This is a genomic window from Rhizobium sp. SVR5-9E, assembly GCF_056755095.1.
Genome location: NZ_JBNDHS010000045.1, coordinates 25,628 through 51,204, shown reverse-complemented (window position 1 = coordinate 51,204; position 25,577 = coordinate 25,628). Strand labels below are relative to the sequence as shown.

The 25,577-nt window shown below is 61.6% G+C and carries 24 protein-coding genes and 1 pseudogene; 16 read left to right on the top strand and 9 right to left on the bottom strand.

The window, feature by feature from the left end:
- The 5 genes from ACPYOJ_RS19925 to ACPYOJ_RS19905 form a co-directional block, all read left to right on the top strand.
- The coding region (locus ACPYOJ_RS19925) for an aminotransferase-like domain-containing protein (RefSeq protein ID WP_481417790.1) at positions 1-877 on the top strand (877 nt) is incomplete at its 5' end.
- Between the two features lie 19 nt (positions 878-896).
- Entirely contained in the window at positions 897-1,901 is a 1,005-nt protein-coding gene (locus ACPYOJ_RS19920) for a carbon-nitrogen hydrolase family protein (RefSeq protein ID WP_481417789.1), read from the top strand.
- Positions 1,889-3,319: a cytochrome ubiquinol oxidase subunit I gene (locus ACPYOJ_RS19915; protein WP_481417788.1), complete on the top strand. Its 1,431-nt coding sequence runs from the start codon at positions 1,889-1,891 to the stop codon at positions 3,317-3,319. The genes ACPYOJ_RS19920 and ACPYOJ_RS19915 overlap by 13 nt, the downstream gene beginning before the upstream one ends.
- 5 nt (positions 3,320-3,324) lie before the next feature.
- Positions 3,325-4,332, top strand: coding sequence for a cytochrome d ubiquinol oxidase subunit II (gene cydB / locus ACPYOJ_RS19910; RefSeq protein ID WP_481417787.1), 1,008 nt, complete (start codon positions 3,325-3,327; stop codon positions 4,330-4,332).
- On the top strand, positions 4,332-4,472 hold the full coding sequence (locus ACPYOJ_RS19905; RefSeq protein WP_481417786.1) for a DUF2474 domain-containing protein: 141 nt from the start codon (positions 4,332-4,334) through the stop codon (positions 4,470-4,472). The genes cydB and ACPYOJ_RS19905 overlap by 1 nt, the downstream gene beginning before the upstream one ends.
- 57 nt (positions 4,473-4,529) lie before the next feature.
- On the opposite strand, the gene ACPYOJ_RS19900 is transcribed toward ACPYOJ_RS19905, so the two are convergent.
- The 7 genes from ACPYOJ_RS19900 to cyoA form a co-directional block, all read right to left on the bottom strand.
- Complete coding sequence (locus tag ACPYOJ_RS19900; protein WP_481417785.1) at positions 4,530-5,015, bottom strand: DUF934 domain-containing protein; 486 nt, start codon at positions 5,013-5,015, stop codon at positions 4,530-4,532.
- The gene (locus ACPYOJ_RS19895) at positions 5,002-7,008 is read right to left on the bottom strand and encodes a DUF2849 domain-containing protein (protein WP_481417784.1); all 2,007 of its coding nucleotides are present in this window, start codon (positions 7,006-7,008) and stop codon (positions 5,002-5,004) included. Before ACPYOJ_RS19895 ends, ACPYOJ_RS19900 begins: the two co-directional genes overlap by 14 nt.
- Before the next feature lie 37 nt (positions 7,009-7,045).
- On the bottom strand, positions 7,046-8,269 hold the full coding sequence (gene hemA / locus ACPYOJ_RS19890; protein WP_481417783.1) for a 5-aminolevulinate synthase: 1,224 nt from the start codon (positions 8,267-8,269) through the stop codon (positions 7,046-7,048).
- A 63-nt stretch (positions 8,270-8,332) separates the two neighbouring features.
- The gene (gene cyoD / locus ACPYOJ_RS19885; protein WP_481417782.1) at positions 8,333-8,701 is read right to left on the bottom strand and encodes a cytochrome o ubiquinol oxidase subunit IV; all 369 of its coding nucleotides are present in this window, start codon (positions 8,699-8,701) and stop codon (positions 8,333-8,335) included.
- Positions 8,701-9,324, bottom strand: coding sequence for a cytochrome o ubiquinol oxidase subunit III (gene cyoC / locus ACPYOJ_RS19880; RefSeq protein ID WP_481417781.1), 624 nt, complete (start codon positions 9,322-9,324; stop codon positions 8,701-8,703). Before cyoC ends, cyoD begins: the two co-directional genes overlap by 1 nt.
- A 3-nt stretch (positions 9,325-9,327) precedes the next feature.
- The gene (cyoB, locus tag ACPYOJ_RS19875) at positions 9,328-11,304 is read right to left on the bottom strand and encodes a cytochrome o ubiquinol oxidase subunit I (protein WP_481417780.1); all 1,977 of its coding nucleotides are present in this window, start codon (positions 11,302-11,304) and stop codon (positions 9,328-9,330) included.
- Positions 11,304-12,326 carry a ubiquinol oxidase subunit II gene (gene cyoA, locus ACPYOJ_RS19870; protein WP_481417779.1) on the bottom strand — a complete coding sequence of 341 codons (1,023 nt, stop codon included), beginning with the start codon at positions 12,324-12,326 and terminating at the stop codon, positions 11,304-11,306. The genes cyoB and cyoA overlap by 1 nt, the downstream gene beginning before the upstream one ends.
- A gap of 449 nt (positions 12,327-12,775) precedes the next feature.
- On the opposite strand from cyoA, the gene napE reads away from it, so the two are divergent.
- The 6 genes and pseudogenes from napE (at position 12,776) to ACPYOJ_RS19840 (ending at position 17,232) form a co-directional block, all read left to right on the top strand.
- A complete protein-coding gene (gene napE / locus ACPYOJ_RS19865; RefSeq protein ID WP_481417778.1) occupies positions 12,776-12,964 on the top strand; it encodes a periplasmic nitrate reductase, NapE protein in 189 nt (62 codons plus the stop codon).
- Positions 12,965-12,969: 5 nt separating this feature from the next.
- Positions 12,970-13,293, top strand: coding sequence for a 4Fe-4S dicluster domain-containing protein (locus tag ACPYOJ_RS19860; protein ID WP_481417777.1), 324 nt, complete (start codon positions 12,970-12,972; stop codon positions 13,291-13,293).
- Positions 13,286-13,567, top strand: a complete 282-nt coding sequence (locus ACPYOJ_RS19855; protein WP_481417776.1) for a chaperone NapD — start codon at positions 13,286-13,288, stop codon at positions 13,565-13,567. Before ACPYOJ_RS19860 ends, ACPYOJ_RS19855 begins: the two co-directional genes overlap by 8 nt.
- Positions 13,542-16,044 (top strand): annotated as a pseudogene (gene napA / locus ACPYOJ_RS19850) (periplasmic nitrate reductase subunit alpha). The gene ACPYOJ_RS19855 and the pseudogene napA overlap by 26 nt, the downstream one beginning before the upstream one ends.
- Positions 16,014-16,517, top strand: a complete 504-nt coding sequence (locus ACPYOJ_RS19845) for a nitrate reductase cytochrome c-type subunit (RefSeq protein WP_481417775.1) — start codon at positions 16,014-16,016, stop codon at positions 16,515-16,517. The pseudogene napA and the gene ACPYOJ_RS19845 overlap by 31 nt, the downstream one beginning before the upstream one ends.
- Before the next feature lie 4 nt (positions 16,518-16,521).
- Complete coding sequence (locus tag ACPYOJ_RS19840) at positions 16,522-17,232, top strand: NapC/NirT family cytochrome c (RefSeq protein WP_481417774.1); 711 nt, start codon at positions 16,522-16,524, stop codon at positions 17,230-17,232.
- Between the two features lie 77 nt (positions 17,233-17,309).
- Here the strand turns inward: ACPYOJ_RS19840 and ACPYOJ_RS19835 are convergent, their stop codons facing one another.
- Positions 17,310-18,524 carry an alpha/beta hydrolase gene (locus tag ACPYOJ_RS19835; RefSeq protein WP_481417773.1) on the bottom strand — a complete coding sequence of 405 codons (1,215 nt, stop codon included), beginning with the start codon at positions 18,522-18,524 and terminating at the stop codon, positions 17,310-17,312.
- Positions 18,525-18,919: 395 nt separating this feature from the next.
- Positions 18,920-19,576: a TetR/AcrR family transcriptional regulator gene (locus ACPYOJ_RS19830; protein WP_481417772.1), complete on the bottom strand. Its 657-nt coding sequence runs from the start codon at positions 19,574-19,576 to the stop codon at positions 18,920-18,922.
- 124 nt (positions 19,577-19,700) lie between these two features.
- Here ACPYOJ_RS19830 and ACPYOJ_RS19825 point away from each other — a divergent pair, with 124 nt between their 5' ends.
- From ACPYOJ_RS19825 to ACPYOJ_RS19805, 5 genes are all read left to right on the top strand, one after another.
- On the top strand, positions 19,701-20,894 hold the full coding sequence (locus ACPYOJ_RS19825) for an HlyD family secretion protein (RefSeq protein ID WP_481417771.1): 1,194 nt from the start codon (positions 19,701-19,703) through the stop codon (positions 20,892-20,894).
- Positions 20,895-20,917: 23 nt separating this feature from the next.
- Positions 20,918-22,501, top strand: coding sequence for a DHA2 family efflux MFS transporter permease subunit (locus ACPYOJ_RS19820; protein ID WP_481417770.1), 1,584 nt, complete (start codon positions 20,918-20,920; stop codon positions 22,499-22,501).
- Positions 22,502-22,847: 346 nt separating this feature from the next.
- Positions 22,848-23,879 carry an ABC transporter substrate-binding protein gene (locus ACPYOJ_RS19815; protein WP_481417793.1) on the top strand — a complete coding sequence of 344 codons (1,032 nt, stop codon included), beginning with the start codon at positions 22,848-22,850 and terminating at the stop codon, positions 23,877-23,879.
- Between the two features lie 11 nt (positions 23,880-23,890).
- Positions 23,891-24,736: an ABC transporter ATP-binding protein gene (locus ACPYOJ_RS19810; protein WP_168832108.1), complete on the top strand. Its 846-nt coding sequence runs from the start codon at positions 23,891-23,893 to the stop codon at positions 24,734-24,736.
- On the top strand, positions 24,733-25,557 hold the full coding sequence (locus tag ACPYOJ_RS19805; protein WP_481417769.1) for an ABC transporter permease: 825 nt from the start codon (positions 24,733-24,735) through the stop codon (positions 25,555-25,557). Before ACPYOJ_RS19810 ends, ACPYOJ_RS19805 begins: the two co-directional genes overlap by 4 nt.
- Positions 25,558-25,577 lie beyond the last annotated feature (20 nt).

Sequence of the window (25,577 nt, the reverse complement as noted above, 5' to 3'; positions counted from 1 at the left end):
CGCCCTGTTCGCAATTTGCGATCTGCTGCTCAGCCGCGGTGATGTCATTGCTGCCGGCGCGGTCACCTATCCCGGCCTGAAGGCGGTCGCCATGCAGAAAGGAATTCTCCTGGAGCCGCTGGCCATGGACGATCAAGGCATCATTCCTGATGCCTTCGAAAAGGTCTGCCGCGAGAAGGGGCCGAAAGTCCTCTATCTAATCCCGACGATCGACAATCCGACGACGGCCACGTTGCCAGAAGAGCGGCGGCGGGCGCTTGCCGCGCTCGCGCGCAGGCATGGCGTTGCGATCATCGAGGACGATCCCTATGCGCCGTTGCGTCCGGAGCGTCTCGTCGCCGTGGCGGAACTGGCGAGCGACATCACCTGGCACATCGCCACGCTCTCGAAATGCGCAACGCCCGCACTGCGGGTTGCCTATGTGGTGGCACCGAATGCCAGCCAGGCACTCAGGCTCGCCGGCGTGCTGCGTGCGACGATCCTTATGGCTCCGCCCCTGATGTCCGCGCTGGCAAGCCGTTGGATCTCGGACGGGACCCTCGAGGGGATTGCGGATGCCATCCGGGCAGAGAACGTCGAGCGCCAGAAGCTGGCGTCATCTATCTTCAGGGACATTCCTTTTGCCGCCGATCCGCATGGGCATCACCTCTGGCTGCGTTTGCCCGATCATTGGCGTGCAGCGGATTTTGCCGAACATGCCGATCGCGCCGGGGTCTCGATCGTAGCAAGCTCTGCCTTCGCGACGAGCGCGCATCCGATCGAGGCTGTCAGAATATCGCTCGGCGTCGCTCCGGATCGCGGCGCGCTGGAAGACGCGCTCACCTTGCTTTCCGGCCTGATTGCACAGCCGTCGCTGGCATCCAGGGCCGTCGTTTAGGTTTTGGGGGATCATCGTCATGTCCGATATTTTCAAAGCCGCCGTCATCCAGGCCGCACCCGTGCTATTCGACACGCCGAGGACGATCGCGAAGCTTGCCGATCTCACCCGCGATGCCGCAGGGAAGGGGGCTCGGCTGGTCGTGTTTCCCGAGGCGTTCGTCGGTGGCTATCCGAAAGGCATTGACTTCGGGGCGCGGCTCGGCATGCGCAGCCCCGAAGGCCGCGAGGACTTCCGGCGCTATCACGAGAGCGCAATCGACGTGCCCGGCACCGAGGCGGCACGGCTTGGCGAGATCGCCCGTGACAACTGTGTTCATCTGGTCGTCGGCGTGATCGAGCGGGACGGCGGAACGCTTTACTGCACGTCTCTCACCTACGGACCATCGGGCCGGCTTCTCGGAAAGCATCGCAAGCTGATGCCGACGGCGCTCGAACGCCTCGTGTGGGGCTTTGGCGACGGCTCGACGATCGGTGTCGCCGATACGCCGCTCGGCCGTATCGGCAGCGTCATCTGCTGGGAAAACTACATGCCGCAGCTGCGCATGGCGATGTACGCACAAGGGGTCGAGCTCTATTGCGCGCCGACGGTGGATGACCGCGATACATGGCTGCCGACGATGCGGACGATCGCACTGGAAGGGCGATGCTTCGTCATCTCGGCCTGCCAGTATTTCAGGCGCGACAACGCGCCGCTGGACTACGCGCCCATTCAAGGAGATGATCCTCGGACAGTGCTCATTCGCGGCGGCTCCTGCATCATCGACCCACTCGGAAATATCCTCGTCGAACCCGACTTCACGGGAGAGACCATCAAACTTGCCGAGATCGACCGGCGGGTGATTGCGCGCGGCAAGTATGACCTCGACGTCGTGGGGCACTACGCCCGTCCCGATGTCTTCCGGCTGTCAGTCGACACGCGGCCGAAGTCGGCGGTGGCGTTCGAGCCGCAATCGAACAAGGGCTCCGATCTGGGACCTGCCATCCCTGTCGAGCCGAAGGAGGATACGTTATGTTCGGATTGACGGCACTGGAACTGGCGCGCATCCAGTTTGGCTTTACGATTTCCTTCCACATCGTCTTCCCCGCCATCACCATCGGGCTCGCCAGCTATTTAGCCGTGCTCGAAGGTCTCTGGCTGTGGCGGCAGGAGGCGGTCTACCGCGACCTCTATCATTTCTGGTCGAAGATCTTCGCTGTCAACTTTGCGATGGGCGTCGTCTCCGGCCTGGTCATGGCCTACCAGTTCGGCACCAACTGGAGCTATTTCTCGTCTTTCGCCGGCAGCGTCACCGGACCACTTCTCACTTACGAGGTGCTGACGGCCTTCTTTCTCGAGGCCGGCTTTCTCGGTGTCATGTTGTTCGGCTGGAACAAGGTCGGTCCCGGGCTGCATTTCTTCGCGACGATCATGGTGGCGCTCGGCACGCTGATCTCGGCCACCTGGATTCTGGCCTCCAACAGCTGGATGCAGACGCCGCAGGGCTTCGAGGTCATTAACGGTCGCGTCGTGCCGGTCGACTGGCTGAAGGTGATCTTCAATCCCTCCTTTCCCTACCGTCTGGCGCACATGACGATCGCCGCCTATCTCACGACCGCACTTTTCGTCGGCGCCTCTGGCGCCTGGCATCTGCTGCGGGCGAACGCTACGCCGGCGGTGCGCACCATGCTCTCGATGGCGATGTGGATGGTGCTCGTCGTGGCGCCGATCCAAATCCTGGTCGGCGACCAACATGGCCTCAACACTCTGGAGCACCAGCCGGCCAAGATCGCCGCTATCGAGGGTCACTGGGAGAACATACCTGGCGAGAGCGTGCCGCTCATCCTCTTCGGACTGCCCGACATGGCGGCGGAAACGACGCGCTTTGCGATCGAGATCCCCTATCTCGGCAGCTTGATCCTCGCCCATGATATCAACGGCCACATTCCGGGCCTTAAGGAGTTCGCGCCGGAGGACCGGCCGAACTCGGCGGTCGTCTTCTGGACTTTCCGGCTGATGGTTGGTCTCGGCGTGCTGATGCTGCTGCTTGGCCTCTGGAGTCTCTATCTGCGCTGGCGGGGCGGACTTTATTACTCAAGACCGTTTCTGCGTTTCGCGACGCTCATGGGCCCAGCCGGCGTGATCGCCATCCTTGCCGGCTGGCTCACCACGGAGATCGGGCGGCAGCCATGGGTGGTCTACGGCGTGATGCGGACGAAGGATGCGGTCTCGAACCATTCGGCACTGGCGCTCTCGACGACGCTGATCATGTTCGTCATCATGTACTGTGCTGTCTTCGGCACCGGCGTCAGCTACATGCTGAAACTGGTCGTCAAGGGACCGCAGCCCTTCGACGAACATCCGCCGCACGACAAGGTACAATCGCAGCGGCCGGCGCGGCCGCTTTCTGCGGCACCGGACAACGTCGATTCGGCGGCTGACGCCGGACGGAAGGAGGCTTGACGGCTATGGGCATCGATCTTCCCCTCATCTGGGCCATCATCATCGGCTTCGGTCTTATGATGTACGTCATCATGGACGGTTTTGATCTCGGCATCGGCATCCTGTTTCCATTCGTCGCGAGCCGCGAGGACCGGGATACGATGGTCAATACCGTGGCGCCGGTCTGGGACGGCAACGAAACCTGGCTCGTCCTTGGTGGCGCGGCCCTGCTTGCCGCCTTTCCGCTCGCCTATTCGGTCATCCTTAGCGCGCTCTACCTGCCCCTCGTCCTGATGCTGGCGGGGCTGATCTGGCGCGGCGTCGCCTTCGAATTCCGCTTCAAGGCAGATGAGGCCCACAAACCCTTCTGGGACAAGGCCTTTGCCTGGGGCTCCTATATCGCGACCTTCTCGCAGGGCGTGTCGCTCGGCGCCTTCATCAACGGTTTCGAGGTTACCAACGGCGCCTATTCCGGCGGGCTGCTCGACTGGCTGACGCCGTTCAGCCTGTTCACCGGTCTCGGCCTTCTCGTCGCCTATGCGCTGCTCGGCTCAACCTGGCTCGTCATGAAGACGGAAGGGCCACTGCAGCAGCGCATGAAGGACCTTGCTCGGCCGGTGACGCTCGGCCTGCTTGCCGTCGTCATCGTCGTCAGCGTTTGGACGCCGCTTGCCCATGCTCCGGTTGCCGACCGCTGGTTCTCGCTGCCGAACATGATCTTCTTTGCGCCGGTGCCGGTCCTCGTGCTGCTTGCGACGCTCGCGACCCTCAGAGCCTTGCAGCGCGACTCCCACGCAGGACCCTTCTTGCTGGCGCTCGTCATGCTGTTTCTCGGCTATAGCGGCCTGGGGATCAGCCTGTGGCCGAATATCATCCCGCCTTCGATCTCGATCTGGGATGCCGCCGCGCCGCCGCAGAGCATGGGCTTCACGCTGGTCGGCGCGCTTTTCATTATCCCCTTCATCCTCGCCTATACCGCCTGGTCCTACTACGTCTTCCGCGGCAAGGTGAGGCCGGGCGAGGGCTATCACTGATGCCGGACGCGACCACCCGCAAAGACTGGTTGCGCCGGTTTGGCTGGCTCGTGCTGATCTGGACCGCGAGCGTCGTCGCGCTTGCGGTCGTTGCCATGCTATTCAGGCTGATAATGGGCTTTGCCGGATTGACTGTGTAGCCGCCCGATGCCCGCGGGTGCGAATGGAGGCGGCTCATCGCGGCCTCCGGAATGGGTTCAATTCCCGCGTTTCACGAGCCGCTGCAACAGCGGCTGGGGACGTTCGCCTTCCGCCGCGCTGGCAGAACTTGCCTGCTGCCATTGTGCAGGTGGATGCTCGGCGGGGGTTACGATAGACGTGAAACCACATTGCGCCAGCAACGGAAGCTGATCCGGGAGGATGTGGCCAATGGCTCGGACATCGCCCATGAAGCCATGGCGCTGCCGCAGCGAACGGGCCGCGGTAAAGCCGCGTCCGTCGCGGAACTTCGGAAATGGAATGACCACCAGATCAATCTGATCGAGAAACGGCGCCACAAGGTCCGGCGAGGTCTCCGGCGACAGCAGAATGCCGGCCGGTCGTGCCTCAAGGGATACCGCACCGAGTTCCTGCAACACATCGAACGATGCGATCCGGTACGGCCCGAGCGAACCTTGTTCACCTGCTTCCGGATAGATCCAGCGATCGGGAATCTCGTTACCCACTTGATTAATCAGCGCCATAGACGGCCTCCTTGAAGGGGGTTGCGCCGAGCCGCCGGTAAGTGTCGATGAACGCCTCGCCCCCGATGCGGTTGCCGAGATAGGCATCGACGATAGCCTCGATGGCATCGACGACATTTTCGGAGGCGACGGACGGGCCGATGATGCTGCCGATCGACGCCCTGTCGTCGGCCGAGCCGCCGAGGGTGATCTGGTAGACCTCCTCGCCGTTCTTGTCGACGCCGAGAAGGCCAATATGGCCGACATGGTGATGGCCGCAGGCATTGATGCAGCCGGAGATGTTGAGATCAATCGCCCCTATCTCCTGCTGGCGTTCGGGATCGGCAAAACGCTCGGCGATGCGCTGCGCGACGGGAATGGAGCGTGCGGTGGCAAGACTGCAATAGTCCATGCCCGGGCAGGCGATGATAATCAGCCCGACATTGCCGCTCGCAAGCCCGGCTGCAACCAAGCCCTTCCAGAGGGTATGCAGATCGTCCTTGCGTACATGCGGCAGCACGAGGTTCTGTTCGTGGGAGACGCGGATCTCGCCGAAGGAATGCCGGTCGGCAAGATCGGCGACAGCCTCCATCTCTTCGGCACTGACGTCGCCCGGGATGCCGCCGACGGGCTTCAGCGAAACGACGGCTGAGATATAGCCCGCCTGCCGGTGCGGATGCGTATTGGTTTTCACCCAGGCGCGAAAGGCGCGATCCGCGGCAAGCGCCCGCTCAAGCTCTGCCGAATGGCGCAGCAGGTTCTCGAAAGGCGGCGGAACGAAGCGAGCGGCGACGGCTTCGACGATCTCGTTTTCCAGCACGCAGTGATCGGCCGGCAGGCCAGCGAATTCTTCCTCTATCATCCGGATGAAATTCTCCGGCTTCATCTCGCGCAACAGGATCTTGATGCGGGCTTTGTAGATGTTGTCGCGTCGGCCAAGCGCATTGTAGACGCGCAGGATCGCCTCGACATAGCGCAACAGGTCGCGAACCGGCAGCCAGTCGCGCACCTTGGTGCCGACGACCGGCGTGCGGCCGAGACCGCCGCCGGCATAGATGGTGAAGCCCGGTTCGCCAGCGGCATTGCGGCTTGCCAGGATGCCGATGTCGTGTACCCGCACGGCCGCCCGGTCCTTAGGGCTGCCGGTGATGGCGATCTTGAACTTGCGTGGCAGGTAGGTGAATTCCGGATGATCGGTCGACCATTGCCGGAGGATCTCGGCATAAAGGCGCGGATCGACCACTTCCTCGGCCGCAGCCCCGGAAAAATGGTCGGTCGTGACATTGCGCACGCAATTGCCGCTGGTCTGGATCGCATGCAGGTCGGCTTCGGCCAGGATCGCCAGGATATCCGGCGCATCCTTGAGTCGCGGCCAGTTGAACTGAATGTTCTGGCGTGTCGTGAAATGCCCGTAGCCGCGGTCGTAGTGCCGGGCGACATAGGCAAGCTGGCGCATCTGCGCGGCGCTGAGCACGCCATAGGGCAGGGCGACCCGCAGCATATAACCATGAAGCTGCAAATAGAGACCGTTCATCAGCCTGAGCGGCTTGAACTCCTCCTCGCTGAGTTCGCCGGCAAGCCGCCGGTCCACCTGGCGGCGGAACTGTTCGGCGCGGTCGCGCAGGAACTGCCGGTCGTACTCGTCATAGCGGTAGATGCCGGCGTAGGGCGAAACCGAGGAGGCTGAGGGCGGTTCCGGAAAGGGCGGCTCCGCCCATTGCGCGGCCGGTGCCTTCTTCGCCAGGTCGGGGCGCACGCTCGGGCCGCTGCCCCGCAGGCGTTCACGCCTGGCGCTTGCCCTCCATTCCCCGCCTGTTTCATCGGCGCCGATCTCGCGCACGTCGACGACGATATTGCCGCGTTCGCTGAGGCGGGCGGTCTCCAGAGATGCGGCAAGCCCTCCCTCATCGATGGGCATCGCCTTCTCGATCTCTTCGGTCCAGCGCTCTCTGGCGTCGAGCCAGACGGCAACGCCATCGGCGAGCCGGTTGGCGGTAATCAGGTGTGCGGGCATATCCGTCCCTCCCTTTGCAAGAAACCAACGTAAGAAATCAGGCTGCCGCCCGACGGCCGTGCCAGCCGAGCCGGTCGCGCACGTCGATGAGGCCTTCGACCAGGGCGCGCATGTGCGCTTCCGTGTGGAAGGGCGTCGGCGTGATCCTCAGACGTTCCTGGCCCCGTGCTACCGTCGGATAGTTGATCGGCTGGACATAGATGTTGTGACGGGCGAGCAGCAGCTCGCTGGTCTGGCGGCACAGATGCGCATCGCCGATGATCAGGGGCAGGATGTGGCTCGGGCTGTCGAGGACCGGCATGTCCGCCGCCTCCAGCATCGCCTTGAGCTGCCGGACATTCGCCTGCTGCTCCGCCCGCTCCTCGGGATGGGCCTTCAGGTGCTGCACAGCCGCAAGCGCCCCGGCGGCGAGATGCGGGCACATGGAGGTGGTGAAGATGAAACTGTCGGCAAAACTGCGCACGACGTCCATCAGCAGCGCCGGCCCGGTAATATACCCGCCCATGACGCCGAAGGCCTTGGCGAGCGTTCCCTCGATGATCGTCAGCCGCCCGGCGACGCCCTGCTGCTCGGCAACGCCGCCGCCATGGGTACCGTAGAGGCCGACGGCATGCACTTCATCGAGATACGTGATGGCGCCGTGTCTCTCGGCGACGTCGCAGATGGCGGCGATCGGCGCGATATCGCCGTCCATGCTGTAGACGCTCTCGAAGGCGACGATCTTCGGCCGCGCCGGATCGATCGCGCTCATCAGTTCGTCGAGATGGGCGGGGTCGTTGTGGCGGAAGATGAAGCGCTCCGCGCCGGAGCGGCGGATGCCCTCGATCATCGAATTATGGTTCAGCGCATCGGAGAAAATGGCGCAGCCGGGCAACAGCTTGCCGAGCGTGCTGAGAGCTGCAAGATTCGAAATCCAGCCCGAGGTGAAAATCAGCGCCGCTTCCTTGCCGTGCAGGTCGGCGAGTTCCGTTTCCAGCGCAACATGCTGGCGGTTGGTGCCCGAGATGTTGCGCGTGCCGCCGGTTCCGGCGCCGAAATCGTCGATCGCCGCATGCATGGCGGCTAGCACGTCCGGGTGCTGGCCCATACCGAGATAGTCGTTGCTGCACCAGACGGTCACGCGACGGGTCTCACCCGTCGGGCCATGCCAGAGTGCGCTCGGGAATTCACCGGCGATCCGTTCCAGCTCGGCGAAGGTCCGGTAGCGGCCGTCGAGCTTCAGTTCCTTGATGAGGGCCTCAAATCTTGCAGCATAGTCCATGGCCTTGCTCTTTTCTGCCGCCTCGCAACACAGGCGATCCGGCGGCTTTGGGGTGAACATTTGCTAGTCGCGTACTTTCGCGCGTTCGATCGTCATGCTTGTCGGCATCATGTTCACGTTGGCGTTGTGCATGACCCAGAGCGAGCCGCTGACGATGATGGCGATCAGCATGATCGTCAGGAGGAAGATCGTCGTGTTGTTGCGCTGCTCCGGGCTGGTGCCGAGATGCAGGAAGAAGACGAGCTGCACGATGAGCTGGACGACCGCGAGGACGGTGATCGCCGGCAGGATGGCATCACCGGGAACGAGGCCGCTCATGACGGCGCCGAAGGAGAGACCGGTCAGCAAGAGCGACAGCACGAAACCGATCACATAGGATTTCAGGCTGGCGTGCGATGCCCCGGAACTGGTGTGGGAAGAGGGATGGGACATTACAGAACCCCGCGCAGATAGACGAAGGTGAAGACGCAGATCCAGACCAGGTCGAGGAAGTGCCAGAAGAGGCTGAGGCAGGCGAGCCGGCGGCGGACGACATGATCGAGGCCGAAGCGCGAGACCTGGTGCATCATCGTTGCGAGCCAGAGGAGACCAGCCGTCACATGCAGGCCATGCGTGCCGACCAGCGTGAAATACGCCGACAGGAAGGCGCTGCGGTCCGGGCCGGCGCCCTCGTGGATGAGAGCCAGGAATTCATGCACTTCCATGGCGATGAAGGCGGCGCCGAAGACGAAGGTGATGGCGAGCCACTGAATGACCTTCTCCTTCGCACCGGCCTGCATTTGCAAGCCGGCCATGCCGAAGGTGAAGCTGCTGACCAGCAGCACCACGGTCTCGATCGCCACATAGGGAAGATCGAAGAGTTCCCTCCCGCCGGGCGCCCCGGCGGTGTTGGCGGCGAGCACGCCGAAGGTGGCGAACAGCGTCGCGAAGATGAGGCAGTCGCTCATCAGGTAGATCCAGAAGCCGAGCACGGTGTTGGCACCGCTGTCGTGTCCATGGTCGTGCTGAACCGGTGCGTGGCTGCTTCCGTGGGTGGATTTAACGAGGATGTTCATCGGTCATGCTCCCTTTCGCAACAGGGCGAAGCGTGCGTTTTCGATGCGGGCGACTTCCGCCGCCGGCACGTAGTAGTCGACGTCCCGGTCGTAGGATCGGGCGATGAAAGTGCCGACCGTGCCGAGCAGTCCGATGGCGACGAAGACCCACATGTGCCAGATGAGCGCAAAGCAGAGGACGAAGCTGAAGGCGGAGATCACGAAGCCGGCCCCTGTGTTGCGCGGCATATGGATGTCCTCGTACTCCCAGGCCCGCTGGTTGGCGCGGCCGGTCTGCTTGTTTTCCCAATGCTGTTCGAGCGAGGTGATCCTTGGGACATGCGCGAAGTTGTAGAAGGGGGCCGGCGAGGCGGTCGCCCATTCCAGGCTGCGCGCATCCCAGGGATCGCCGGTAACGTCGCGGTTCTGCTTGCGGTCTCGGATACTGACGAAGAGCTGGATCAGAATGGCGAGGATGCCGGCGCCGATGATCACCGCGCCGATCAGCGCCACCACCAGATAGGGATGCCAGCCGGGCACGTCATAATGGTTCATGCGGCGCGTCATTCCATCCAGGCCGAGGATGTAAAGCGGCGTGAAGGCGAGCCAATAGCCGATCATCCAGCACCAGAAGGAAACCTTCCCCCAGAATTCGTTCAGGGTGAAGCCGAAGACCTTGGGGAACCAGAAGCTCATACCGGCAAGGCAGCCGAAGACCACGCCGCCGATGATAACGTTGTGGAAGTGGGCGACCAGGAACAGGCTGTTGTGCAGGACGAAATCGGCGCCGGGAACGGCAAGCAGCACGCCAGTCATGCCGCCGACGGTGAAGGTCACCATGAAGCCGATGGTCCAGAGCGTGGCCGAATGGAAGCGGATGCGCCCGCGGTACATCGTGAACAGCCAGTTGAACAGCTTCACCCCCGTCGGGATCGAGATGATCGTCGTCATGATGCCGAAGAAGGCATTGACGTTGGCGCCGGAACCCATGGTGAAGAAGTGGTGCAGCCAGACGAAGAAGGAGAGGATGCCGATCGACGAGGTGGCGTAGACCATTGACTTGTAGCCGAAGAGCGGCTTGCCGGAGAAGGTCGCGATCACCTCGGAGTAGACGCCGAAGCAAGGCAGGATCAGCACATAGACCTCGGGATGGCCCCAGACCCAGATGAGGTTGATGTACATCATCGCATTGCCACCAAGCTCGTTGGTGAAGAAATGCATGTCGAAGTAGCGGTCTGCGGCAAGCAGCGCGAGGGTCGCGGTCAAGACTGGGAAGATCGCGACGATCAGGATGTTGGTGATCAGCGCCGTCCAGACGAACACCGGCATTTTCATCAGGTCCATGCCCGGCGCGCGCATGCGCAAGATGGTCACGACGAAGTTGATGCCGGCGAGAGTCGTTCCGAGCCCCGAGACCTGCAGCGACCATATGTAATAGTCGACCCCGACCGTCGGGCTGTAGCCGAGCTCGGAGAGCGGCGGATAGGCAACCCAGCCGGTAGCGGCGAAATCACCGACGAACATGGAGACCATGACCAGGGCGGCGCCGACCGCCGAGAGCCAGAAGCCCAGCGAGTTGACGAAGGGATAGGCGACGTCGCGGGCGCCGAGCTGCAGCGGCACGACAACGTTCATCAGGCCGAGGATGAAAGGTGTCGCCACGAAGAAGATCATGATCACGCCATGGGCGGTGAAGATCTGATCGTAGTGATGCGGCGGGAGATAACCGGCGGCATCGTTGCTGGCGATCGCCTGCTGCGCGCGCATCATGATGGCGTCGGCAAAGCCGCGTAGCAGCATGACCAGCCCGAGGCCGAAATACATCACGCCGATCTTCTTGTGATCGACGGAGGTGATCCATTCCGTCCAGAGATATTTCCACCAGCCGTTATAGGTGATCCAGGCGAGGAGGCCCACGCCGAGAAGGGCGACGACTGCGCCAGTCCCCATGATGATGGGCTCATGGAGGGGGACGGCATCGAGAGTGAGTTTACCAAGCATCAGTTCTTGTTCCAGGCGAGCGGATAAGGGGTTTCAGCGGTGCAGATGTCGGTGCTGGCGTCGCGCGCCATCTCCGGCATGCGGTCGGCCATGTACCGGTTGACAACCGTGTCGAAGAGGCCGGGCTCGACGCTGGCATAGAGCGCGACGGGGTTCTTGATGCTCGGCTGCTCCAGGGACTGGTAGTTGGCGGCGTCGAGCTTCTGCGGCGAGGTCTTCACCTGATTGACCCACTCCGCGAACGCATCCGCGCTTGTTGCTGCGACGTCGAAATGCATGTCGGAAAAGCCGGGGCCACTGAAGGCCGAGGACAGTCCTTCATAGGTGCCCGGCTCGTTGGCGATGAGGTGCAGCTGGGTCTGCATTCCGGCCATGGCATAGATCTGGCTGCCGAGCTGCGGGATGAAGAAGGAGTTCATCATCGATTCCGCCGTGAGCTTGAAACTGATCGGCGTATCCACCGGGATCGCCAGGTGATTGACGGAAGCGATGCCGTAGTCAGGGTAGATGAACAGCCATTTCCAGTTCAGCGCGACGACCTCGACGCGAACGGGCTTGGCGTTCGATTCGAGTGGCTTGTATGGATCGAGCGAATGGGTCGTCTCCCAGATCATCACCGCGAGAATGCCGACAATCAGGCACGGGATCGTCCAGACCACCGCCTCGATTGCGGTCGAATGCGCCCAAGTCGGCGCATACGTCGCTTTAGTGTTGCTGGCGCGGTATCGCCAGGCGAAGTACACGGTCAAAACCATGACGGGGATGACCACGAGCAGCATCAGCCCGAGCGCGACGAGGATCAGCGTCCTCTCCTGAATACCGATGTCGCCCTTCGGGGCCATGAGCTGGATGTTGTTGCAAGCGGTCAACGGGAGGAGCAAGAAAAACAACGCTACATGCCGAAACCACCGGAAGAGGTCGGTATGGACACCGCCCCTGCCTCCGATGACGCGAGGCCGCGAAGAAAGGAGCCGTCCTTCCCGGCGGTCGGCGATGATATCGCCCGTACATTTCTCAGACATTATATGCTCTATAGCCATACATTCATCGGATCGATGCGTATGCGGTACCAGCAAAATATCCGGCAATCAACACATACATTCTGTATATTGTATGGGTGCGACAAACTGCGCGCGTAAGGTCGAAAAGCGAACGGGCCGCGTCGCAAGCTTTTCGGGCCTGGCTGCCCGCGAGGATGCACGGACAAAAGCCGGACAATTGAAGCATGGATCATATTGGCGATGGCCCGGCATGGGCGCTACGCCTGAACTAGCGGGACTTCGACGTCGATGAGAGCGCGCTCAAACCGGTGGGTGCTTGGGTATGCGCTCACGATCGACGACCCACGACCGGCTAGGCTTCCATAGAGTCTCCGTGATGCTACATAGGCTCGGTTCATTTCCTTGTTATCTTTGCTGGTGCCATCCCAAGAGGTTGGCCTGGCGAGCATTCAATTCTGGAAGGGGCCCGAATGGTTGTTCCAGCGAATAGCAACCGAAGGCTCGGCGCTCCGCGCACACGCAAGGCGGAACTCCTGATTTTTTTGAGCCTTGCCTTTGGAGTTTGGCCTATCCTGGCCGTCGCTTTCGTCGGTGGCTACGGTTTCTTGGTCTGGATCTTCCAGATCATTTTCGGCCCTCCCGGACCTCCGGGGCATTGAAGGCGATGGCCATGGCGACGAGATTGCTTTCGCGGAGACAACTTCTGGGCGGCCACTGTGCCCATCCGGGCGGCGCGCTTCGATCTGGCGCCTCGTTGCCTCTAATAGCAACGATAGGCGAGCGATGTCTGGGAATGAGTTTCGTCGCCTGTCAGTGTTGCAGGGACGTCTGCCCCCAACAGGCAATCAATTTTCGCCCGCGCTTGGGCGGCCCTTTCGTTCCGACCATCGACGAGAGCATCTGCACCGGGTGCGGCGAGTGTCTGGAGAGCTGCCCGGTCGGTGCGGTGGTGCTGCGAAGCGTCGAAGCGGAGCGTGTCGATGTCTGAGGGCGCCCAATGGCACATCTCAAGCGCAGTCGTGATGGTCAAACCCGGCTCATTGGAGCCTACGCTCGCTTCGCTTGCGCAAATGCCGGGGGTGGAAGTGCATGGCCACGCGAGGGGGAAGATCATCGTTGTCATCGAGGGCGAGGGGCCAAACGTCCTGGGGGACCGGCTTCATCGCATATCGCTGCTCGACGGCGTGATCAGCGCCAACATGGTCTTCGAGCATGTCGAACGGGGGGAGAATCAGGATGTCCGGAGAACTGAGCCGACGTGACATTCTTAAAGCCCAGGCGGCCGGAATTGCCGCGATTGCCGCAGGAATTGCACTCCCGGCTCGCGCACAGCCCGTGCCCGGCGGGGTCGAGGCATTGCAGATCAAGTGGTCGAAAGCACCCTGCCGCTTCTGCGGGACGGGGTGCGGCGTCATGGTCGGCGTCAAGGAAGGGCAGGTCGTTGCAACGCACGGCGACATGCAGGCCGAGGTCAATCGGGGGCTGAACTGCATCAAGGGCTACTTCCTGTCCAAGATCATGTACGGCGAAGATCGGCTCCAGACCCCGCTTTTGCGCAAGCGCAACGGCATCTACGCCAAGGACGGCGAATTCGAGCCGGTGAGCTGGGATGAGGCGTTCGATGTGATGGCCGCGCAATGCAAGCGGGTCCTGAAGGAGAAGGGGCCAACGGCGGTCGGAATGTTCGGCTCCGGCCAATGGACGATTTTCGAAGGCTATGCGGCGACCAAGCTGATGCGCGCGGGCCTTCGGTCAAACAACCTAGACCCCAATGCCCGTCATTGCATGGCGTCAGCCGCCTACGCATTCATGCGCACCTTCGGCATGGACGAACCAATGGGCTGCTACGACGATTTCGAGAACGCCGACGCGTTCGTGCTTTGGGGTTCGAACATGGCCGAAATGCACCCGATCCTCTGGACCCGCGTTGCGGATCGCCGCCTTGGCCAGCCGCATGTCCGGGTCGCCGTTCTTTCAACATTCACCCACCGGAGCATGGACCTCGCCGACATTCCAATCATTTTTAAGCCCGGCACCGATCTGGTCATCCTGAACTACATTGCCAACCACATCATTCAAACTAATCGCGTCAACCAAGACTTCGTCACCAAGCACACGACGTTTGCGAAGGGTGTCACCGACATCGGCTACGGGCTGCGTCCTGACAATCCTCGCGAAACCGGAGCTGCCAATGCGGCCGATCCCGCGAAGACGGAGCCGATCGATTTCGAGCAATTCAAGGCCTTCGTCTCCGATTACACGCTCAAGAAGACCGCCGAGATGACAGGAGTCGATCCGCAGTTTCTCGAGCAACTCGCCGAGCTATATGCGGATCCCAACCGCAAGGTCATGTCGCTGTGGACCATGGGCTTTAACCAGCATGTGCGGGGCGTGTGGGCCAACCAGATGGTCTACAACCTTCATCTGCTGACCGGGAAAATCTCCGAGCCTGGCAACAGCCCGTTTTCCCTGACTGGACAGCCGTCGGCCTGCGGCACGGCGCGAGAGGTAGGGACTTTCGCGCATCGCCTGCCTGCAGACATGACCGTCACCAATCCCGAACATCGCGAGCACGCGGAGGAGATCTGGCGGATCCCCCACGGCATCATTCCCGAGAAACCCGGCTACCACGCCGTCCAGCAGGATCGCATGCTCAAGGACGGAAAGCTCAATTTCTATTGGGTGCAGGTCAACAACAACGTGCAGGCTGGTCCCAACACCGCCAACGAGACTTGGCAGGGATACCGGAACCCGGAAAACTTCATTGTCGTGTCTGACGTCTACCCGACGGTGACGGCAATGAGCGCCGATCTGATCCTTCCCGCGGCGATGTGGGTTGAGAAGGAGGGCGCTTACGGCAATGCGGAACGCCGCACCCATGTCTGGCACCAGCTTGTCCAAGCCAAGGGCGAAGCCCGTTCCGATCTCTGGCAGCTCGCCGAGTTTTCGAAACGCTTCACGACCGACGAGGTCTGGCCCGCGGATATCCTCGATGCCAATGCCCAGTATCGTGGCAAGACATTGTTCGACGTTCTGTTTCGCAACGGCCAGGTCGATCAGTTTCCGCTCAGCGAGATCAGTGACGAATACGACAACAGCGAGGCCAAGGCGTTTGGGTTCTACATCCAGAAAGGGTTGTTTGAGGAATACGCGTCGTTCGGTCGTGGGCACGGTCACGACCTCGCACCCTACGACATGTACCACGAGGTCCGCGGATTGCGCTGGCCGGTGGTCAACGGAAAGGAGACGCTCTGGCGCTATCGCGAGGGCTTCGATCCCTACGTCAAGCCGGGCGAGGGTGTGAGATTCTATGGGAAGCCGGACGGCAAGGCGGTGATCTTCGCCGCTCCCTATGAGCCCCCGGCCGAACCGCCGGATGAGGAATTCGACTTCTGGCTGGTCACAGGGCGCGTGCTTGAGCACTGGCATTCCGGATCCATGACGATGCGAGTGCCCGAACTCTACAAGGCGTTTCCGGGTGCGCGTTGTTTCATGAATGCCGAGGACGCGCGCGCGCGGCATCAATCAGGGAGCCGAAGTCAGGATCGTTTCGCGGCGGGGTGAGATCCGTTCACGCGTCGATACTCGAGGCAGAAACCGCATGCCGTCCGGCGTGATCTTCGTTCCCTGGTTCGATGCCAGCCAGCTCATCAACAAGGTCACGCTTGACGCGACCGACCCGATCTCCAAACAGACGGATTTCAAGAAATGCGCGGTCAAGATCCTTCCCGTGGCCTGATCCGAGATTCTAGAGGCCGGCTCTTCGCCCTCGTCGGGCTGGTGTTCGTGGCGACGGCCGCAGGCGGCCAGATGCTGCAGCAGGAGGTGCCTCAGCTCGAAGGCCCGACACCATCGATGGCGGTTATCGGGGCCGCGCCGCTTCCCAGGTGGGTTGTCGACGATCAGCGTCGAATGCGAGCATATCCGGATCAGCCGCCGATCATCCCGCACTCGATCGAGGGCTATGAGCTTTCGGTCAATGCCAACAGATGCTTGTCCTGCCATAAGCGGGAATTCACCCAGGACTCCGGGGCGCCGATGATCAGCGTGACCCACTACATGACGCGTGACGGCCAAATGCTCGCGGACGTATCGCCCAGGCGATACTTCTGCACCGCCTGCCATGTGCCACAAGCCGATACCCGCAATCTCGTGGTCAACAAATTCAAGGATATGAGCGAACTGGGCATCAAGCCCGCCGGAAGCGAGTGATCCGATGATTTTGTGGCTCAAGAAGATACTACTCCGGGCCTGGTCGATCCTGACCACGCCCGCGGCGACCATCGGCCTGGGAGTCCTCACGCTCGGGGGCTTCATCGGAGGCGTCATGTTCTGGGGCGCATTCAATACCGCGCTGGAGCTTACCAATACCGAGAAGTTCTGCGTTTCGTGTCACGAGATGCACGACAACGTCTACCAGGAGCTGACGCGGACCATCCACTTCTCCAACCGCTCCGGCGTGCGGGCCACGTGCCCGGATTGCCACGTGCCGCACAACTGGACAGACAAGATCGCCCGCAAGATGCAGGCGTCGAAAGAGGTGTGGGGAAAGATATTCGGCACCATCGATACGAGACCGGAGTTTCTCGCAAAACGCCTCGAACTTGCGCAGCACGAGTGGGCGCGAATGAAAGCCAACGATAGCCTCGAGTGCCGCAACTGCCACTCGTCAGTCGCGATGGATCTCCAAAAACAGGCACCGCGTTCCGCCGACATTCATTCCCGGTACCTGCTTCCCGGAAAGGCGACGTGTATCGATTGCCACAAGGGGATCGCTCACGAACTTCCCAACATGCAGGGCGTCGATCCGGGCTGGAAGATGCCGAGGGAAGTCGAAGGCAAGGAGATGACCGCTGCCTCGCCGATAGATGGTCTCGAAAGGGCGATGGCCGAGGTACATGCTGCCGTCGTCCACGCCGTTCCATGACCCGAACAAAGCATGTGAAGCGCCCTGCGTTCCGAGGCGTCGCCGCGTTCGCCTGCTACGCGCGGGGTCGTAGCCTTTTATTGCGTCAGCGTTTGCGGCTTCAGGTCGCCTTCAAGCGTCTCATCGGCCGGAAGCGGCTTCCTTCTCTGCATAAGGGGCTGCTCCACGATCGTGGCCGGGACCGCAACGGCTGTCGCAGCAACGGTGCCGATATTGGTTACCGTCCCGCCGACGACAGCCGTAATGCCTTGAGCCAGCGTGACCTTGGAATCGGTGAGCGTCTGGCCCGTCATCAGGCGCTCGCCGATGAGCTGGACGATCTCCGGGCTTTCGGCGAACTTGCCGTGATTAAGGCGATCCCCGGTTTTCACCTTCGTCAGGTCAATGGCAGTGATGCCGGCTCTCTCCAGCTTCGTGCGATAAGGCTCTTCGGCCGGGTTGATGGCACCGAGGCGCGACACGCGTCCGGTGATGAAGCTCGAGATCGCCAGGGCCCTATCATCCTGGGAGACGAAGATCGTGAACTTCGGCCGCGGCTCTCCCATCTCGACGTACTGCTTGGCAAAAACCTGGATGTCGATGTCTGGCGAGGCAAGGATGACATTGTGGATCTTCGGGTTCACGTGACCATCACGGATGCCCATCTGCCGCAAGGATTCCATGGCAAGCCAGGTCCCCATTGAATGGGCCATGATGGTGATGTCCTTGACATCGCGATCGGCGGCAAGAGTGCGAAGCGCCTGCTCCAAGGCGGTGCGCGAATAATTCGTGCTTTCCTTGTCGTATTCGTAGGCGGTGACCTCCGCTCTCGACGGCCAGGTGAACAGCAGTGGCGTCGCCTGCATCTTGCTGTCGTGCACGATCTGGGCCAGCCGGAAAACTGAATCCTCGTAGGTGTTGTTGAAGCCATGGATGAAAACGAGCGCATGCCCGCCGTTCACATGCTGCCGGAACCAGGTACGCCCTTCGGCCACGGTATCTATCTGCTGGACATTGGTCACGGCAAAGTCCGTCGCCGGGTTGGGCGGCAGGCGCTGCGGCCATTGCACTGTTCCAGGTTCGCGCTTGGGCGGGATCGAAACCGATATCTGGGTGAGATGCGGCTTCGGGCTTCTCTCGCCGTTGAAGAGCGTCGCAGGATCTCCGGATGGCTCGCGTGTCGTCGCAACCAGCATGTCGACCTTGGACGTCGGCGGGGCGGATGCAGAAAGCGAGACCGGCGTCATGACGCCACTGGGATGTCCGCAACTTGTGAGGAAAACTAGAAAAAGAGCTGCACTGCGCTTTGCCATTCACGCGTTCCCGCAACTAACTCGAGATGGGGCCTCTTTCAGAGATGGACGCTAACATCCTGTTCGACCTGACGCCCGTAGAATCTCGTAGCATCTATCGCTGTAGCTGCTGGGTCGTTGCGGAAATGCAACAGAGGCTGCGGCCGCAGTACCATCAGGTTACGCGAAATGGGCGGAGCTATCCTCGATCGCGATGTCACCGCATGCAGGCCCTGATGGATCTCTCCGTTCAGAACCGGGTGACGCCGTCATCGACGAAGAGTTCTATATCGCCGGTTGTCCTGCATGCATTTGCCGCGCCGCTTCCGAGAACGAGCCGGTCTCAACGACTCTGGACGCGAGGTCGATCCGATCACCTCGCACTACTTCTGTAGCTACACGGCGGTGCGCTGCCCTTATGTTCGGTTCTTTGCAACGCCGTTCAGAAAGATATCAGCGCACATCCGTGCTCGCGCAGCGATCTCCTCGATGCTTGGTACCGGTTGCTGACCCAGCATGGCGGCGCGCTGAGGTTCCATGATCATCATTCCGCGCAGCATGCCACAGGCGGCATGCGGATCTTCGAGTGCGATCGTGCCGCGATCGACCTGCTGGCGCAGCCAGTTCTCCATCAATGTGTTGGTCCGGACGATCGCCTGCTCGTAGAAGGAGGTCGCAAGCTCCGGAAAGCGGTCTGACTCGCCAATAACGAGCCGCATGATGGTGACAGTGTCGCCGGCAAGCGCCAGCATGCCATAATCCGTCAGCATCCGCTCCAGCGCCTGCCGCAAATCTGCTACCGCAAGCGTCCTTGCGTCCTGCGCGAGCAGAAACCGGCCGGTGCGAGCGGAGATCAGGTCCGAAAAGAGATCGCCCTTCGTCGGGAAAAGCCGGTAGAGCGTTTTCGTGGAGACGCCTGCCTCCTGTGCTATGTCGGAAATGCACGCTGCCGCATAACCCTTCTCGTGGAACTGCTTGCTTGCAGCCTCGATGATCACGCGCCGCGTGTCATCGTCGCATCGCACCTGCGGCCGGCCGCGGGATCTCTTCACGTCTTCGTTATTTTGGAACATAACCATTTTCCAAATTTTTGTTGACTTCAATTTTATACGGCATATTTTGGAAAACGTCAAATTTCCTATTTCGACACCAGAGGCCGCAGCCCGATGAGACCGCGACCGGGATCCGGAGAAAGCAATGACTATCCAGAAGCTGCATGCCCTGAACAACAATAGCGTCCCGATCTCTGAAGCCGTCGCGGAAGCCTCTCCAGAAACGCTTGAAACAGGCAAGCCGCTCCGCGTTGCCGAGGCAGCTACTCCGCCCGCCGCCGAGCCGTCCCGCAAGCGGCCGGGCAGGGCGCTGTTGCTTGGCGCAAGCGCCCTCGTGCTGCTAGCGGCCGGCGTCTACTACGGCCACGACTACTGGACCGTCGGTCGCTTCCTTGTTTCGACTGACGATGCTTACGTAAAGGCCGATAACAGTACGATCGCCCCGAAGGTATCCGGCTATATCGCCGAGGTGCTCGTCAAGGACAACGAAGCGGTCAAGACCGGCCAACCGCTTGCGCGCATCGATGACCGGGATTTCAGAGCAGCGCTTGATCAGGCCAAGGCGGATGTTTCCGCCGCCGCCGCGACGCTCAATGCCAAGCAGGCGGCTCTAGACATTCAACAGTCGACGATCGCCGCTGCCCGCGCCACCGTCGAGGTCGATAAAGCCAACGAGACTTTTGCTGAGCAGAACAACAAGCGCTATGCGAGCCTTGCGACCAACGGTTACGCCCCGGTTCAGACGGCCCAGCAGGCAGCCTCGCAGATTGCGGCGGCACAGGCTACCATCGTGCGCGACAGTGCGGCTCTCGATGCTGCCGTCAAGCAGGTCGATCTCCTGAATGCCGAAGTTGCCCAGGCAAAGGCAGATGTTGCCCGCAGCCAGGCCGTGGAGCGTCAGGCCGAGCTCAATCTGTCCTATGCCACAATCGTGGCTCCGGTCGATGGCACGGTCGGCAATCGGACGCTTCGCGTTGGCCAGTATGTCCAGGCCGGCACCCAATTGATGTCGGTCGTCCCGACCAGTGCGGCCTACGTGATTGCCAACTATAAGGAAACGCAACTGACCGACGTGCACGCCGGCCAGCCGGTCGATATCGAAGTCGATATGTTCCCGGGCCGCACCTATCACGGCCATGTCGACAGCATCGCGCCGGCGAGCGGCCAGGAATTCGCCCTGCTGCCGCCTGATAACGCCACCGGCAATTTCACCAAGGTCGTCCAGCGCATCCCGGTGAAGATCATTCTTGATGGCGACAGCGCCGCCTCCGGCGATCTTCGCCCCGGCATGTCCGTCCAGCCGAGCATCGGCACCAAGGCCGATGCCGATCGCAAGTAACGCGAGGGCGTGGAGATCGTGTCATGTCCAATATCGCAACAACCGCCATCGCGGCACCGCAGCCGCGCGCCAGCACCAAGGAATGGATTGCCGTTCTCGCCGGCATGATCGGCGCCTTTATGGCGATCCTCAATATCCAGATCACCAATGCCTCGCTGCTCGACATCGAGGGCGGCATCGGCACCGGCGTCGACAACGGCGCGTGGATCTCGACGTCTTATCTGATCGGCGAGATCGTCGTCATTCCGCTCACCGCCTATTTCAGCAGCGTCTTCTCGTTTCGGCGCTACATCCTGGTGAATTCCGTCCTCTTCCCGCTGTTTTCGATGGCGTGTGCCTTCGCGCACGACCTCGGCACAATGATTGTGATGCGCGGCCTGCAGGGATTCGCCGGTGGTGTGTTGATTCCCATGGCCTTCACCATGGTTTTGACCAAGCTGCCGAAGAGCCAACAGCCGCTCGGCCTCGCGCTCTTTGCGCTGTCCGTCACCTTCGCGCCGGCGATCGGTCCGACGATCGGCGGCTACCTCACCGAAAACTACGGCTGGCAGACGATCTTCTTCATTAATACTGTCCCCAGCGCCGTCATGGCGATTGCTCTTGCCTTGACGCTCGAGAAGCAGCCGATGCAGCTGCATTTGCTGAAGGAAGGGGACTGGGCGGGCATCGTCACTATGGCGATCGGCCTTTCTGCCCTGCAGACGGTGCTCGAGGAAGGTAACAAGGATGACTGGTTCTCCTCGCCCTTCATCGTCAAACTCAGCATTGTTGCCTTTGTCTTCCTCGCGGCTTTCATCTGGATCGAGCTGAAGGTCGAAAAGCCGTTGGTGAAGCTACGGTTGCTGAAGCAGCGCAACTTCGGCATCGGCGTGCTCGTCAATGTACTGGTGGGCGTCGCTCTCTTCGGCACTGTCTATATCCTGCCGCAATATCTCGGCCAGGTGCAGCGCTACAATGCCGAGCAGATCGGCAACGTACTTGCCTGGACCGGCTTGCCGCAGCTTCTGCTGATCCCGCTGGTGCCGGTGCTGATGAAGCGCTTCGACGTCCGCTACATCGGCTTCATCGGTATCTCGATCTTCGCGGTGAGCTGCTTCATGAACATCACGCTCTCGGCCGACAATGCCGGTGACCAGTTCTGGATCCCGAACATCGTGCGCGCCATCGGCCAGGCCCTGGTGCTGACCCCGATCACTGCGATCACGACGGCCGGTATTGCGCCGTCCGATGCAGCGGCCGCCTCGGGGCTGACGAACATGCTGCGCAACCTCGGCGGCGCCGTCGGCACGGCAACGCTTGGCACGATCCTGACCAAGCGCGAGCAGTTCCATTCCAATATCATCGGCCAGTCGGTGACGCTGGCGCGCGACGAGGTCCGCGCCCGCCTAGGCCAAACGACCAACTATTTCCTGGCGCACGGCGTCTCCGACCCGGCCGTCGCCACCCAGAAAGCCATCGTCGCCCTGGGCCAAATCGTCAAACGCCAGGCCCTCATCCTTGGCTTCAGCGATACTTTCGCGGTGATCGGCACCGTGCTTGCCATTGCCGCCCTTGCCCTGCTGCTCACCCAAAAGCCAAGTGCAGGCGGGGGCGCTGGCGCCCACTGAGCACCTGCCGCCCTGCTTTGCGGTTACCGACGTGCCATGGTTTGACGCGAGGCAGATGAACGGCCTCGCGGATTTCTTTGATGCACCGAAACAACGGATTGCGGACCGCTGAAGCAGGCGGACGCAAGCCGTTGAAGCCGTAACAAAATCCCCGCATCAGCCGGTAGGCTCCCGTGATTCAACGCAGATGTGATCCGCAGAAACATTTGACAGAGGCCGATATCGCCTGTAGTTTCGCGAAATAGGAACATCGTTCCCTATAGCAGAACATCGATGGAATTTTTGGCGGGGCAGGAAAAGCCGGTCGCGCAGATGTTCATTCAACGCGGAGGAAAATGTGAACAAGATGATTCTGAGCGCCGCCCTCGTCGGGTGGATGTCATTGGGCTGTCTGCAGGCAAACGCGGCAGACATGACGACGGTTAACGTCGGAATTGCGAACTCAAGCAGCGACGTCGCCTTCTTCATCGCTGACAAGAAGGGCTACTTCCACGATGAAGGCATCGATGCGAAGTTCATCCCGTTCGATTCTGGAGCAAAGATGGTGGCTCCGTTGGGCGCCGGCCAGCTTGACGTGGCAGGCGGATCGCCTTCAGCCGGCCTCTACAATGCCGTAGCCAGAGGCATCGGCATCAAGATCGTCGCCGACAAGGGCTCGACGCCCCCCGGATACGGCTACCAGCCGCTCTTGATCCGCAAGGACCTTATCGATAGCGGCAAGTTCAAGAGCCTCGCCGACCTCAAGGGCATGAAGGTCGCCGGCAGTGCCAATGGCAGCGCCTCGACCTCCACCATGAACGAAGCACTGAAGAAGGGCGGCCTGAAGCCGGCCGACGTCGAGCGCCTCTTTCTCTCCTTCCCCCAGCATGTGCTGGCGCTCGAAAACAAGGCGGTCGATGCCGCGTTGACGACGGAGCCATCCGCATCGGAGGCGGTGCGCCGCGGAGCTGCCGTGCGCTTCATGGGAGACGATGAAATCTATCCGAACCACCAGCTCGCCGTCGTGCTCTATTCCAGCACTTTCGCGCAGGATCATCATGACGCGGCCGAAGCGTTCATGCGCGCCTATATCCGAGCCGTGCGCGACTACAACAACGCCCTTTCCAACGGCAAGCTCGCCGGCCCGAATGCCGCCGAAGTGATCTCGATCCTGACCGAATACACCTCGATCAAGGATCCGGAGACCTTCCGCACGATCGTGCCGCAGGGCACAAATCCGGATGGCAAGCTGAACCTCGCAAGTCTTCAGACCGATCTTGATTTCTTCAAGTCCGAAGGCGTGATGGAAGGCGGCGATGTCTCGCTCGACAAGGTCGTCGATGCCTCCTTCGCCGAAGACGCCGTCAAGAAGCTCGGCGCCTACCAGCCGCAGAAATAAAGGATAGCGACATGGCGAGATCCCCCCATCTTCGCAGTCTGCCGGAGGCATCCCACGAGACGCAGACGAAAATCCGGCTGCGCAACCTCACGAAATCCTTCGAGACGCCGGCCGGGACCATGACAGCGCTCGACAACGTCTCGCTGGACATCGCCGAAGGCTGTTTCTTCATGATCGTCGGCCCGAGCGGCTGCGGCAAGACCACGTTGCTGCGCATCCTCGCCAATCTGGAAACGGCGACCTCGGGCAGCGTCGAGATCACCGCGCCGGCGCAGAACCGGCCCGGCAACTCCATGGTCTTCCAAGGCGATTCCCTGTTTCCCTGGATGACCGTTTGGGACAACGCGTCCTACGGGCTGCGCCTGCGGCACGTTCCGAAGGCGCAGATCAAGGAAGTGGTCGGCCACTATCTGGACCGGACGGGACTGACCCGCTTCGCGCAAGCCTATCCCCACCAGCTTTCCGGTGGCATGCGCCAGCGCGTATCGATCGCCCGCGCTTTCGCGAACGATCCGGACATCCTCTTGATGGACGAACCGTTCTCGGCGCTGGACGAGCAGAACAAGCTGCTGCTGCAGGAAGAACTGCTGCGCATCTGGGAGGAAACCCGCAAGACGGTTCTCTTCATCACGCACAGCGTCGATGAAGCCGTTACTCTCGGCGACCGGGTGATGGTCATGTCGGCCCAGCCCGGGCGCGCCAAGGAGATTGTGGACGTTCCCTTTGAACGTCCACGCTCCGTGCTCGAATTGCGGTCGCGCCCGGCCTACGGCGAATTCGTGTACTCGATCTGGGGTCAGCTGCGCGACGAAGTACAGCGCGCCCGTTCACGCGATCTTGGGGAGACGAAGGCATGAGCATCGCAAACACCACGCAGGCCGGCAGCAAGGCCGCCCGCCCGAAGAAGGGACTTTTTGCCGCCGAAAACCGCGACCGGATGATCAGCATCGCCTCGCCGTTGGTGCTGCTGCTCGTCTGGCAGATCGCGGCGCAGGTTGGCTTGATCGACCAACGCTTCTTTCCGGCGCCGTCGAAGATCTTTTCCAGCTTCCTGTCGCTCGTTGCCGACGGTTCGCTCTGGAGCAACACCTGGGCGACGCTGCAGCGGCTCTTCTGGGGCACGCTCGTCGGCGGCATTCCGGCGCTGCTCCTCGGCGTGGCGGTCGGTCTGTCGCGGCCGCTGAGGGCCATGGTCGATCCGCTGATCTCGGCCACCTATCCCGTGCCGAAGAGCGCGATCTTCCCGCTGCTTCTGCTGGTCTTCGGGCTCGGCGAAGGCTCGAAGATCGCCATGGTCGCGATCGGCGTCTTCTATCCGGTGCTGATCAACACGGCGACCGGCGTTCTGGAGATCAACAAGATCTTTCTCGACGTGGGGCGCAATTACGGTGCCAACCGCTGGCAGGTGTTCACCACCATCGCCTTGCCTGGGGCGGTGCCGCACATCATGAGCGGCATCAAGCTCGGCCTCGGCCTCGGCCTGATGCTGATCGCGATTGCCGAGATGATCGGCTCCAAGAGCGGGCTCGGCTACATGATCTGGAACGCTTGGGAACTGCTTTCCGTCGAGCAGATGTATGTCGGCCTGCTCGTCATCGCTTTCCTGGGCTACGTGATCTCCGTCATCCTGACCGAGTTCGAGCGCAAGCTCGTGCCCTGGAAGAAAACCGCACGATAACCTCCCAAGCCTGACCACAA

Coding starts and splice junctions, on each gene's coding strand:
- ACPYOJ_RS19920 (WP_481417789.1), top strand. CDS start 897: ATGTCCGATATTTTCAAAGCCGCCGTCATCCAGGCCGCACCCGTGCTA.
- ACPYOJ_RS19915 (WP_481417788.1), top strand. CDS start 1,889: ATGTTCGGATTGACGGCACTGGAACTGGCGCGCATCCAGTTTGGCTTT.
- cydB (WP_481417787.1), top strand. CDS start 3,325: ATGGGCATCGATCTTCCCCTCATCTGGGCCATCATCATCGGCTTCGGT.
- ACPYOJ_RS19905 (WP_481417786.1), top strand. CDS start 4,332: ATGCCGGACGCGACCACCCGCAAAGACTGGTTGCGCCGGTTTGGCTGG.
- ACPYOJ_RS19900 (WP_481417785.1), bottom strand. CDS start 5,015: ATGGCGCTGATTAATCAAGTGGGTAACGAGATTCCCGATCGCTGGATC.
- ACPYOJ_RS19895 (WP_481417784.1), bottom strand. CDS start 7,008: ATGCCCGCACACCTGATTACCGCCAACCGGCTCGCCGATGGCGTTGCC.
- hemA (WP_481417783.1), bottom strand. CDS start 8,269: ATGGACTATGCTGCAAGATTTGAGGCCCTCATCAAGGAACTGAAGCTC.
- cyoD (WP_481417782.1), bottom strand. CDS start 8,701: ATGTCCCATCCCTCTTCCCACACCAGTTCCGGGGCATCGCACGCCAGC.
- cyoC (WP_481417781.1), bottom strand. CDS start 9,324: ATGAACATCCTCGTTAAATCCACCCACGGAAGCAGCCACGCACCGGTT.
- cyoB (WP_481417780.1), bottom strand. CDS start 11,304: ATGCTTGGTAAACTCACTCTCGATGCCGTCCCCCTCCATGAGCCCATC.
- cyoA (WP_481417779.1), bottom strand. CDS start 12,326: ATGTCTGAGAAATGTACGGGCGATATCATCGCCGACCGCCGGGAAGGA.
- napE (WP_481417778.1), top strand. CDS start 12,776: ATGGTTGTTCCAGCGAATAGCAACCGAAGGCTCGGCGCTCCGCGCACA.
- ACPYOJ_RS19860 (WP_481417777.1), top strand. CDS start 12,970: ATGGCCATGGCGACGAGATTGCTTTCGCGGAGACAACTTCTGGGCGGC.
- ACPYOJ_RS19855 (WP_481417776.1), top strand. CDS start 13,286: ATGTCTGAGGGCGCCCAATGGCACATCTCAAGCGCAGTCGTGATGGTC.
- ACPYOJ_RS19845 (WP_481417775.1), top strand. CDS start 16,014: ATGCGCGGTCAAGATCCTTCCCGTGGCCTGATCCGAGATTCTAGAGGC.
- ACPYOJ_RS19840 (WP_481417774.1), top strand. CDS start 16,522: ATGATTTTGTGGCTCAAGAAGATACTACTCCGGGCCTGGTCGATCCTG.
- ACPYOJ_RS19835 (WP_481417773.1), bottom strand. CDS start 18,524: ATGGCAAAGCGCAGTGCAGCTCTTTTTCTAGTTTTCCTCACAAGTTGC.
- ACPYOJ_RS19830 (WP_481417772.1), bottom strand. CDS start 19,576: ATGTTCCAAAATAACGAAGACGTGAAGAGATCCCGCGGCCGGCCGCAG.
- ACPYOJ_RS19825 (WP_481417771.1), top strand. CDS start 19,701: ATGACTATCCAGAAGCTGCATGCCCTGAACAACAATAGCGTCCCGATC.
- ACPYOJ_RS19820 (WP_481417770.1), top strand. CDS start 20,918: ATGTCCAATATCGCAACAACCGCCATCGCGGCACCGCAGCCGCGCGCC.
- ACPYOJ_RS19815 (WP_481417793.1), top strand. CDS start 22,848: ATGATTCTGAGCGCCGCCCTCGTCGGGTGGATGTCATTGGGCTGTCTG.
- ACPYOJ_RS19810 (WP_168832108.1), top strand. CDS start 23,891: ATGGCGAGATCCCCCCATCTTCGCAGTCTGCCGGAGGCATCCCACGAG.
- ACPYOJ_RS19805 (WP_481417769.1), top strand. CDS start 24,733: ATGAGCATCGCAAACACCACGCAGGCCGGCAGCAAGGCCGCCCGCCCG.